The organism is Qipengyuania vulgaris (genome assembly GCF_009827325.1).
GTDB classification, from domain to species: Bacteria; Pseudomonadota; Alphaproteobacteria; order Sphingomonadales; family Sphingomonadaceae; genus Qipengyuania; species Qipengyuania vulgaris.
The window spans coordinates 885,270-895,915 of record NZ_WTYC01000001.1 but is presented as its reverse complement, the minus strand read 5'-3'; the positions used below and the strand labels follow the sequence as shown (position 1 = coordinate 895,915).

At 61.4% G+C, this 10,646-nt stretch carries 10 protein-coding genes; 6 read left to right on the top strand and 4 right to left on the bottom strand.

Features of this window, described 5'->3' with window-relative positions:
- Positions 1–121: 121 nt before the first annotated feature.
- Positions 122–1,030, top strand: a complete 909-nt coding sequence (locus GRI69_RS04290; RefSeq protein ID WP_160726971.1) for a tyrosine-type recombinase/integrase — start codon at positions 122–124, stop codon at positions 1,028–1,030.
- 6 nt (positions 1,031–1,036) lie between these two features.
- Positions 1,037–2,230, top strand: a complete 1,194-nt coding sequence (locus tag GRI69_RS04285; protein ID WP_160726970.1) for an IS91 family transposase — start codon at positions 1,037–1,039, stop codon at positions 2,228–2,230.
- A 543-nt stretch (positions 2,231–2,773) separates the two neighbouring features.
- On the opposite strand, the gene GRI69_RS04280 is transcribed toward GRI69_RS04285, so the two are convergent.
- The 3 genes from GRI69_RS04280 to GRI69_RS04270 all read right to left on the bottom strand — a co-directional run bounded on the left by GRI69_RS04280 (position 2,774) and on the right by GRI69_RS04270 (position 4,361).
- The gene (locus GRI69_RS04280) at positions 2,774–3,091 is read right to left on the bottom strand and encodes a winged helix-turn-helix domain-containing protein (RefSeq protein ID WP_160726969.1); all 318 of its coding nucleotides are present in this window, start codon (positions 3,089–3,091) and stop codon (positions 2,774–2,776) included.
- Positions 3,088–3,465: a hypothetical protein gene (locus GRI69_RS04275; protein WP_160726968.1), complete on the bottom strand. Its 378-nt coding sequence runs from the start codon at positions 3,463–3,465 to the stop codon at positions 3,088–3,090. Before GRI69_RS04275 ends, GRI69_RS04280 begins: the two co-directional genes overlap by 4 nt.
- Before the next feature lie 68 nt (positions 3,466–3,533).
- Complete coding sequence (locus tag GRI69_RS04270) at positions 3,534–4,361, bottom strand: CPBP family intramembrane glutamic endopeptidase (RefSeq protein WP_160726967.1); 828 nt, start codon at positions 4,359–4,361, stop codon at positions 3,534–3,536.
- A 558-nt stretch (positions 4,362–4,919) separates the two neighbouring features.
- On the opposite strand from GRI69_RS04270, the gene GRI69_RS04265 reads away from it, so the two are divergent.
- Positions 4,920–5,984 (top strand): tetratricopeptide repeat protein, encoded by a 1,065-nt coding sequence (locus GRI69_RS04265; protein ID WP_160726966.1) that lies wholly within the window; start codon positions 4,920–4,922, stop codon positions 5,982–5,984.
- A 10-nt stretch (positions 5,985–5,994) separates the two neighbouring features.
- Here GRI69_RS04265 and GRI69_RS04260 read toward each other — a convergent pair whose 3' ends face one another.
- Positions 5,995–7,305 carry an NAD(P)-binding domain-containing protein gene (locus tag GRI69_RS04260; protein ID WP_160726965.1) on the bottom strand — a complete coding sequence of 437 codons (1,311 nt, stop codon included), beginning with the start codon at positions 7,303–7,305 and terminating at the stop codon, positions 5,995–5,997.
- Positions 7,306–7,623: 318 nt separating this feature from the next.
- Here GRI69_RS04260 and GRI69_RS04255 point away from each other — a divergent pair, with 318 nt between their 5' ends.
- Genes GRI69_RS04255 through GRI69_RS04245 form a run of 3 tightly spaced genes read left to right on the top strand, consistent with a single transcriptional unit; the run spans position 7,624 to position 10,642 of the window.
- A complete protein-coding gene (locus GRI69_RS04255) occupies positions 7,624–8,526 on the top strand; it encodes a hypothetical protein (protein ID WP_160726964.1) in 903 nt (300 codons plus the stop codon).
- Positions 8,527–8,528: 2 nt separating this feature from the next.
- Positions 8,529–10,139, top strand: a complete 1,611-nt coding sequence (locus GRI69_RS04250; RefSeq protein WP_160726963.1) for a cytochrome C — start codon at positions 8,529–8,531, stop codon at positions 10,137–10,139.
- On the top strand, positions 10,136–10,642 hold the full coding sequence (locus GRI69_RS04245) for a cytochrome c3 family protein (protein ID WP_160726962.1): 507 nt from the start codon (positions 10,136–10,138) through the stop codon (positions 10,640–10,642). The genes GRI69_RS04250 and GRI69_RS04245 overlap by 4 nt, the downstream gene beginning before the upstream one ends.
- Positions 10,643–10,646: the final 4 nt, after the last annotated feature.

The window sequence follows — 10,646 nt, the reverse complement described above, 5'->3', positions numbered from 1 at the left end:
CGATGCACGAACCCGCTTCGCGGGATGGTTGCTTGTGGTGAGGGTGATGTAGAACGACGGGCGTAGCGTCTGGTCCGAGAGAGGCAGACGATCGTGGCTCCTTCAACCGAGGAGTCGAACGATGAACGAGATTATTCCGATTGGGCCTGTCAGCCCGCTGCGCCAGCGGCTGATCGAAGATATGACCCTGCGCCGGTTCAGCCCGGAGACGCAGCGCAACTATCTGCGCGATGTCGGGCGGTTCGCGACCTGGCTGGGGCGCTCGCCCCACACCGCGACCGCCGAGGATGTCCGGCGGTTCCAGATCGAGCAGCGGGACGCCGGCATCCCGGCGCCGACCATGAACAGCATCGTGTCGGCGCTGCGGTTCTTCTTCACTCACACGCTCGACCGTCCCGAGCTTGCCCGTAAGCTGGTCCGCACCGCGCACGCCCGCAAGATCCCGGTGGTGTTGACGCAGAGCGAGGTGAAGCGGCTGCTCGATGCGACCACCTGCCTCAAGCACCAGGCCGCGTTGTCGGTCGCCTATGGCGCGGGTCTGCGCGTCGGCGAGGTCGCGGCGCTCAAGGTGCGCGATATCGACAGCAAGCGCATGCTGCTCAGGATCGAACGCGGCAAGGGCGGGCGCTATCGCAATGCCATGCTGCCCGAAGGGTTGCTCGTGCTGCTGCGCGACTGGTGGCGCGCGGGCCGGCAGCAGGGCGTGCTCCACGCCGATGGCTGGCTCTTCCCCGGTCGAGGCGCCATGCTGCCGATCAGCACACGGCAGCTCCACCGCGTCGTCGTCGAAGCCGCCGAGGCAGCCGACATCGCCAGGCGGGTCGGACCGCACACCCTGCGGCACAGTTTTGCGACCCACCTGCTCGAGGACGGGGTCGATATCCGCGTCATCCAGGTGCTGCTCGGCCACGCCAAGCTGGGCACCACCGCGTTCTACGCCCAGGTGGCGACCAAGACGATGCGGGCGGTGGTCAGCCCGCTCGATCGGCTCGCGCTCGCGGCACCGGACAAGAAGGCGCCAAGCGGCTGAGAGCCGGTGCGCGCCTCACTCGAGGTCGCCGATGTCTTGCGTGCCGCCGGGCCAGCTTATCGGGCTACCCATGCCGGGCATCTGAGCCTGCAGCAGCTCAAGGTCATGTCGGCGATCGAGCACTGCCGCACCGCCGCGCTGGGCGGGCATGTCGAGGCCTGCACCGACTGCGGGCACTGGCGGATCGCCTACAACTCCTGCCGCAACCGGCATTGCCCCAAGTGCCAGGGCGCCGCCGCACGGACCTGGCTCGCCGCGCGCGAGGCCGACCTGCTGCCGGTCGGTTACTTCCATGTCGTGTTCACGCTGCCCGCCGAGATCGCCGAGATCGCGTTCACCAACAAGGCGCTCCTCTACGACCTGCTGTTCAAGACCGCCTCGGAGACGATGCTGACCATCGCCGCCGATCCCAGGCATCTCGGCGCCCGGATCGGCATCACCGCCGTGCTTCACACCTGGGGTTCGGCCATGACCCACCATCCGCACATCCACATGATCGTGCCGGGAGGCGGCATCGCGCTGGACGGGGAGAGATGGATATCCTCCCGCCCGGCTTTCCTCCTTCCGGTGCGAGTGCTGGGTGCACTCTTCCGCCGCCTGTTCCTCACCCGGCTGCTGGCGCTGCACGATGCCGGTAAGCTCGCCTTCTTCAGCCAGCTGGCACCTCTTGCTGACCGGCGCGCGTTGCTGCGCCACCTGTCGCCAGTGCGCAAGAAGCGCTGGGTGGTCTATGCCAAGCCGCCGTTCGCCGGTCCCGAGGCAGTGCTCGCCTATCTGTCGCGCTACACCCACCGGATCGCCATCTCGAACAGCCGTCTCCTCCGGTTCGGCGAGAGCGGCGTCACGTTCCGCTACAAGGATTATCGCCGCTCCGCGCCAGACCGTCAGCAAGTGATGACGCTCAGCGCCGACGAGTTCATCCGCCGCTTCCTGCTGCACTGCCTGCCGCGCGGGTTCCACCGCATCCGCCACTACGGCCTGCTCGCCGCCAGCACCCGCAAAGCCCATCTCGAACGCGCCCGTCAGCTGCTAGCGATCGCACCGCCGGCGACGGACGAGCCCTCCATCGAACCGCCCGATCCGCGTCCGGCATGCCCTTGCTGCGGCGGGCGCATGGTCGTCATCGAGACGTTCCAGCGCTGCCACCTGCCGCGCGGTCCGCCATACCCGATCGTCCCATCCGGCATGCCCACGCCGTGATCCGGCACGGCCCGACACCCTCGCGCCCCGCCGCAGCCACGCTTCCGGCGACAAGGACGTCTGCATATCGTCCGTCCAAGAGCGGTCGTCCCATCGCCAAAATCGGACGGACGCGCTTCCCACGGCTGCTGTGTCTCCACAAAATCGGACAGGCTGCTCTCAGGCACGTCCGCTTATCGGCACCGTCAGCAGACGCCCGGACAAACCCGAAATCAAAATCCCCATAGCTCATCGCGTGCGGCCCGCGGGTTCGGGCACCGTCGACTTTCCGACGCCTCACGGCGTCCGAAACTCTAAACGGGAGGAGACTGTCCGGTTTCGGAAAGCAAGCCCCAAAAAGCAGACGGTCAGCGAGTCCGCTTTTATGAAAGCTCCAGCCCTCTGTTGCGGACATTCAGAGCGCTCCCATAAACTGGCAATGGAAGCCCAAAGTGGCGTGAACGGGCAGAGGTTCGCCGTTCGGCCATTTCGGCCTCAAACCGTTCAATAGCCCCGCGACCTGGGCATTCAGTTCGACAGCTTAATAGTAGTCCTCAGTGTCATCTAGTCCGAAGCAGTCTCACCGATCTTCTCGTCCGCCACCGTGATCATTTCCTGGAGCGCCTTCACGTGCTGCTGAAAGGCCCGTCGGCCCTTAGACGTGAGCGCTGCCCAAGTTCGCCGGCGGCCGTTCCGGGGCGCTTTCTTGATCGATACATAGCCCGCTTCTGACAGTGTCGAGAGATGTTTCGAAAGAGCGGAGTCGCTCACCTCGATGACGTCTCGAATGACCGAGAATTCGGCTTCGTCGGCGCGGAGAAGAATTGCTGCGATCTGCAGGCGCGCGGAAGCGTTGAACATCTCGTCGAGACCCACGCTCATAACCTCCCTTCACGCACATCTCCGCGATACACCCGTTCCCAGATCCAGCTGAGTCCCGATGTCCCGAAAGCGACGATTGACAACGTCACCCAGAACCATGGATCGTCGGTCGGGTCCTCGAACTGGGTGAGGACGATGACCAGCGCGGATAGGTTCAGGACGATGATCGCGGCTACGATCCACACGGTCCTGCCTCGTTGATATCCGCTCACGAACATGCCGTGGCGCTTCTTATCGTCCCGGACAATCAACAACATCAGGACCATTGCCGTCACGAAGACCACGGCTGCGACATTACGAGGGAGAGCTACTGCCGCGACCATCAGCGTCATGAGCAATCCACCGGCAAAATGCCTCCAGATCGGCCACCTCATTCGTCTCGCCAGACGATCATTCGTGGACTCGAGAGCTGCCAGTGCGTCCCGTGGATCCTCAGAGTTGTTCATGTGCTTGCCTCCGTCTCGACAACCGTAGCTGCTCCTGCCGGCATTGCTGGCACAGCCCCCTCACTCGCCTCGGCACTTGCACGTCGCCTAGCCAGATACTGGGAAACCAAAGGCCTGATCACCAAGCCGATCATATCGATGAGCACGTGCATCGCAATCGGCTTGATGATGGATCCGTTCGAGAGATAGAACCAGAAGAAGAGCGCACCCATCGCACTGGTCGCGAGCACGCCCTTCCAACCCTGATACCAGTGCGCCAATCCGAATGCCGCGATCGAGATCATCAGCGACGCCGATATTGATCCGGTAGCTTCTAGCACCAACAGCGGGAGGGCGACGCGATAGAAGATTTCCTCGCTGATGCCGGCATTCAGAGCCAGAGGGATGCAGGATGCCACCTCCTTTCCGTTGCGCGGCAGGAGAGCTTCAATGTCGCCGACCACCGGTTGTGACATCTTCTTCAACCGCCGACGCCAGACCACGGCCGTGATGGTAAGGCCTAGAAGCAAGCCAATGGCCATTCCGAGCACCGTTTCAAAGCTGGAACCTTCGGGTTCCGAAGCTGCCTCGAAGGGAGCGATCAATGGCGCGAATTCGACGGGCAAGGAGTATAGTGAGTCCAGTCTCCCGAAGGTCAGCAGCACGGCTAACCCACCGACACCGAAAAGCGCCATCGGAACGACAGTCCATCGGCGGTAGAAGCGCACCCGGTCCGCGCTGGAATCAAACTTCTTGAAAGCTGCGTAGTCGCGCGCATCGCGCCAAGACATCCACGCGAGCCCGCCCAGCACGACCAGAAGGACCAAACTGTCTACCAAATCCATTGCCAAACCCTCACTTTCCTCGAAGGAAAATGACTAGGTGCGACTTTCCTTCGAGGCAAGTCAAAACTTTCCTCCTGGGAAAATGAACTGCACGCTACAGTGCGCGGGCAACCTGATGGCAGGAGATAAGCGGGGGTTCTGAAGTAAGGCTGGTTCTTTCAATCGTTACCGATCGACAATTATCAGTCGCGACGTCCGCTTTCGAAAGCTTGTTCGATGATCATCTCTTGACCAAAATGGGGCGCAAAGCTGCCATTGCCCAGTGTCGCTTTTTGTTTCTCGGAGCGAAAGTCGAACGTGATCAGGTTCAGGAATAAGGAGTGAGCGAGATGCAGGCGCGACTAAAAGTCAGCAATTCGAAAAAGCTACTCCAACGGAAAGGGGGTAATTGTAGGGGTAAATAGCGAAAAATATCTCAATGAATGATATTAGAATCAATTGTATGAGTCGATTAGGTCGAACCCCTCCCTCTCCGCCATACTTCGGTTTGTCGACTATCCAAATGGGCTTCGGCCCTGTAATCCTCCCGTACGGTCGCCCGAGTTTTCGGAGGATTGAATGTTGCCGCAATGGATATTGCTGCTTCTGTCGGGCGTGGCCGCAGGCGCCTTGCTGACGCTCGCGTGGCAGCGTTATTCTCGAAGCTCAGCCAACGGCGTACACTCAGAGGTATCAGCAAGCGCGACGCATATTCTCGATCCCAAGCGCCTCTATCGGCTTAAATCCATCGCTGTGCTTCTTTTCAGCCTTGCGGTCCTTGCGATTGCGATCGGCTATGGCAATTCTCGCAGTGTGCCTCCTTTGGCTGGACCGCAAAGCCTTGCTCCTGGTACTGCCGGACCAGTTGACCCCAGTATCGCGGATGTCGAGACCATGATCGAGCGGCTCGAGGCGCGGCTGGAGCGAAATCCCGAAGACGGTGAAGGTTTCCGAATGTTGGGTTGGGCATATTTGATGACCGATCGGCCGGCGGATGCGGTCATGCCCTACCGGAAAGCGGTGGCTCTCCTACCGGGCGATGCGACCGCGCACACTGGGTACGGTGAGGCGCTAACGGCGATGAACGATGGGATGGTTTCGGATGAAGCGCTTAGGCATTTTAAGCAGGCCAGAGAAATAGACCAATCTGACGTTCGCGCGCGCTATTTCATTGCGAAGTCCGACTACCAGAAAGGCCGCAAGCGACAGGCACTGGATGAATGGATTGTTCTGGCCAACGAAACACTAGCCGATGCCGCATGGCAAAGCGAGCTGAGCGTCGACATCGCGAAGGCCGCGTCCGAACTGGATGTGGATGTCTCCGACAGGCTCGTCCGAACTGCCGGGACTGAGGCCAATTCGACAATGCCAGTTCTGGATCAGGACACTATTGATGCGGCATCCCGGCTTTCGCAGCAGGAGCAAGAGGCCATGGTTGATCGGATGGTCGAAGGACTAGCCGTTCGCCTGTCCCAGAACCCCAACGACCCAGAAGGATGGTCGCGCCTGATCCGTTCGAGAATGGTACGCGGCGAGTACGATCAGGCTGTGCAAGATCTTGCGACTGCGCGCAGCGTACTGGCACGAAACAGCGCAGGAGTGGCCCGCGTCAATGCGACAGCACGAGAACTAGGTGTGCGTTGATCTTTGTCGATCAGGCAGTTCCATGTTTCCGCTCGATTTCCACCCCTAGCTTTTCGAGCAAGGGGATGGGAAGCACACCGCCAGCGCAGATGATAACCACGTCGTTAGGCAGCGCCTCCTCGATTCCGTCGCTCCGCAGGATCGATACCTTCTCCGCGATCTCCTTGACCTCGCTGGCGAGCATGACGTCGATCTGGCCCGAAGTCGCCAGTTCGTCGATCCGGTCCCGGTTTAGCTTGCGGGCGCGGGAAAAGGCTTCGCCCCGGTAGCTGAGCGTCACTTCGATTCGCTGCGTTTCCGCCATGGCGATTGCGGCTTCCAAAGCACTGTCGCCGCCGCCTACGACGAGGACCCGCTTGCCGATGTGGTCTTCGGGATCCTTCAGCCTGTACAGGACATTGGTGCCGTCTTCGCCCGGAACGCCGAGCTTTCGCGGTGAGCCACGCCGTCCGATGGCAAGCAGCACCTTCTTCGCGCGGTAACTGCCTGCGGATGTCTCGATCGCGAAGCCGGTCTCCGTGGCGTCTATGGAGATGACCCGCTCGTCATAGCCGATCTCGACTCCTGTCTGATCGATTACCTGCGTCCACAGCGCGATCAGCTCCTCCTTGGTGACCGAGCGGAAATCCATCGTGCCATAAAGGGGGAGTTCGACTGGTGCTGTCATCACCACCTTGCCCCTGGGATAGTGGGCGACCGTGCCGCCGAGGCTGTCCTGTTCGGCAGTCTTGAAGCGAAGACCCGCCTTCGTCGCACCGAGGCTGGCTGCGATACCTGTCGGGCCGGCTCCAACGATAAACAAGTCCAGTTCGTCCGGAGCGGCGGGATCGTCTGTGAGGGTGCGCGCGATGTTCTCGACCGCCTCGCGGCCCTGAGTAACCGCATTGCGGATGAGGCCCATCCCGCCCAGCTCGCCTGCGATATAAATGCCGGGCACATTGGTCTGGAACTCCGGGCTCACCCACGGAATGTCCATACCGCGTTTCTCCGTGCCGAAGACAAGCTGGATCGCGCCGACCGGGCACGCTGCAGCGCATGCGCCATGTCCGATACAACGGGTCGGGTCGATCAGCGTCGCCTTTTCTTCGACGATCCCGAGCACGTTGCCTTCGGGACAGGCGAGGGCACACGAATTGCAGCCGATACACTTGTCGGTGTCGATCGCCGGATGGAGCGAGGGCGGTTCGGTCAAGCCCGCTTCAGTGGCATCGGTCAGTATTTCGCGGGCCTTGGCAAGCGATCTGAACCTACCAATCGAATAGATTCCCCAGATCGAGGCGGCAGGCACGGCGTAAGCCGCAACCGAGGTTAGGACAGACATGTTTGAAACTCCGCGACCCGCTGGTTTCTTGAGTTGGCAACCCGCCGCCGCAGGATATCAGTTCGAGATACCGTACGGCCGCAGATGTCCGCTCGGGTGCTAGGCTGGGCAAATGAACGGCAAGTTTATGGCAGTCGAGGCGTTCGTTTAAGACGGCGAAATTGCCGTATGTGTTCTCCAACTGCGGTGAAGCGCGACATCCATAATATATTGTGCTAGTCGCAACTTGCGGTGGCCATCGGGGGCTACTTGCCGCCTCAAAGAACCGGGTCGTACGGTTGACGGACTGCATCTCGTGGTCCGGCGGAGGTGTGCTGTATGGCCGATTGGGTCGGACTCGAACTGAAGCACCCCACGGCGACTGGCCGGAAGGTGCGCTCGGTTCGTACGGTCCGCCGGAAAGGCTACCTATTCGCGACCTTCGTGGTTTCCGCAATCGTCATTGGCTGGCTCACCAAAGACCGCATGGGCCTCAACCCCGGCGAGGGGCTCGGCTATTGGCTCGGTATCATCGGCGCATCGATGATGGTGATCCTGCTCGGATACCCGCTACGCAAGCGCGGCGGTCCTATCATTCCGGGCACTGTCGGCACGTGGTTCAAGATCCATATGACATTGGGAGTGTTAGGCCCGCTACTGGTACTGTTTCACGCGGGCTTTTCCTGGCGCGCACTCAACAGCGGGGTGGCCTTGTGGGCGATGATCCTAGTCTCCCTGTCAGGGCTGGTTGGTCGGTACCTCCACCTGCACCTATATAGCCGCAACTCTCTCCGCCATCGAGAAGCGGCCGATATCATGACCGAGATGAGGCGTCAGCGCGACAGGCTCGATCGCGATGGCGCGCTTGGCAAAGAAGTCGAAGCGAGGCTGGCAGAATACCAGCAGATCGTTTCCCATCCGCGCCGACGCCTTTCCCGCACCATTTTCGCATCGCTGCGATTGAGTGTCGCCATCAAGCTCAACCGCAATCGTCTGATGAAGGCTGCTGCCCAGGAGGTCGAGCAGCACATGGCGCTCCTCGGCGCACCCGAAAAAGAGAGACAGGCGATGCGCGCCGAAGTCCGGAAACACGTGCGGAGCTATCTTGACGCCTTGCTGGACGCCGGCACCTTCGCGACGTTCGAACGCCTTTTCGCCCTGTGGCACGTGGCACACATCCCGCTTTACATCTTCCTCGGGGTAACCGCGATCATCCACATCCTCGCAGCGCATTATTTCTGAGCATGGTGCGCAAATGGATCATCCTGATCTTCGGCGCCATTCTGGCCACAACGCTTGCAGCCTATCTTGCCATGCCCGTGATCGGTGAACTCATCACTCCGGGGCCGCTTTCGAAAGCGCATGCCGAACTGGAGGACAACTGCCTCTCCTGCCACGTGCCCTTTCTGTCCGGGCAGCAGGACAATCGCTGCCTGTCATGCCATGTGGATGTTGCCGAGGACATCGAGCGTGATGAGGGCTTTCACGGCAAATCGCCAAGGGTCGCTCGCGAAAGCTGCGCTTCATGCCATTCGGACCACAAGGGATTAGGCTTCGACATCGCGGCATTCGACGAGCAGAAATTCGATCACAGGCTGACCGACTTTCCGCTGACCGGCGCCCATGCCGAGCTGACATGCGCAAGCTGCCACAAGCCGTCACAGGCTTTCAGGGTAGCACCGACCACCTGCGTGGCATGCCATAAAAAGGACGATACGCATGACGGCCGGCTCGGCGAGAAATGCGAGGGCTGCCACACAACGAGCAATTGGACCCAGACGCGCGCGTTCGACCACTCGATAACCGGCTTCAATCTGCTCGGGAAACATCGCGCGGTCACCTGCGAGGGCTGCCATGCCAATCGACGCTTCGAGGGTACTCCGACAACCTGCGTGGCGTGCCACAGGAACGACGATATTCATGAAGGCTCGAAGGGCGACAAGTGCGAGAGCTGTCATGTCGCTACGGGGTGGGAGTTCGTCAATTTTGACCACAGCCGCGACACCCGTTTCCCACTCACAGGGTCGCACCGCGCAACCACTTGTGTGCAATGCCACGGCAAGGGCGAGCGCATCAAACGCCCACCGATGACGTGCTTCGGCTGCCATGCGGAGGACGATGTCCACAAGGGCAGTTACGGACGCGATTGCGCTTCATGCCACAAGACCACCACGTGGTCGTCCGTAAGCTTTGACCACGCCCGGTTCGGCTTTCCGCTGCGCGGCGCTCATGCTGCGATCGCCTGCAAGACCTGTCACGTGCAGCCCGCAGGAAAGGTAAAGCTTCCGACCACATGTGCCGGCTGCCACAGCTCAGACGATCCGCACCGTGGGCAACTCGGGCGCACCTGCGCTTCCTGCCACACCGAAAGCAGGTGGCGGCCCGCTTCCGGCTTCGACCATGACGCAACCGCCTTTCGTCTCGCCGGGAGGCACCGTGCGGTGACCTGCACCGCATGCCATGCGAACCTGACGTTCCAGGCCAAGGGCACAACCTGCATCGCCTGCCATGCGGACACGCGGCACGCGGGGCGCTTCGGCCGTGCACCGAATTGCGCGCAGTGCCACGATACCAGCGACTGGCAGAGCTGGACCTTCGATCATGGCCGCCAGACGTCCTTCCCGCTCGATGGAAGGCACGCCCGTCTGTCCTGCTACGCCTGTCACGGTCAGGAGACGCAGTCCGCCCGGATCGGATCAACCTGCTCGCAGTGCCATAGCGCAGACGACATCCACCGCGGCGAATTCGGATCCAACTGCGCCGAATGCCACACCACCGGTTCGTGGAGCGAATTGATCACCCGCACATCAATGGTGCGGCGGCGCAGGCGTTTTCGAAAAGGGAAGGTCTCATGATCATATTCCGACTGATCGCCCTCTGCGTCATGCCGGCATTCGCTGCTGCGATATCATTGCCGCAGGAAGCTGTCCCGCCGCCCCAGGACAGCGAACGGGCCCGCATCGTCGACCGTTTCGACCATTTCGAAACTGGCTTTGCGCTGGATGGGGCGCATGCCACCGTAGAATGCCAGGAATGCCACCGCGCCGGGGTCTTTCAGGGAACCCCGCGAACCTGCGAAAGCTGCCACAATAATATCGTCGCCGAAGGCAAACCTTTCCGGCACATCCCGACCTCTCTGCAATGTTCCGCCTGCCACACCGAACAGGATTGGCGACTAGCGCGCTTCGACCACGCCGGCTTCGATTTCGGTTGCGCGCGGTGCCACAACAACTTCACCGCGCCGGGAATGACTCCCGGCCATCCGCCGACCGGGCCGGTCTGCGAAGACTGCCACACAACCGTTCACTGGGATCTGTTCCTGCCCGGTATAAGCCGCGCCTCCCGCAGGGCAGACTGAACTG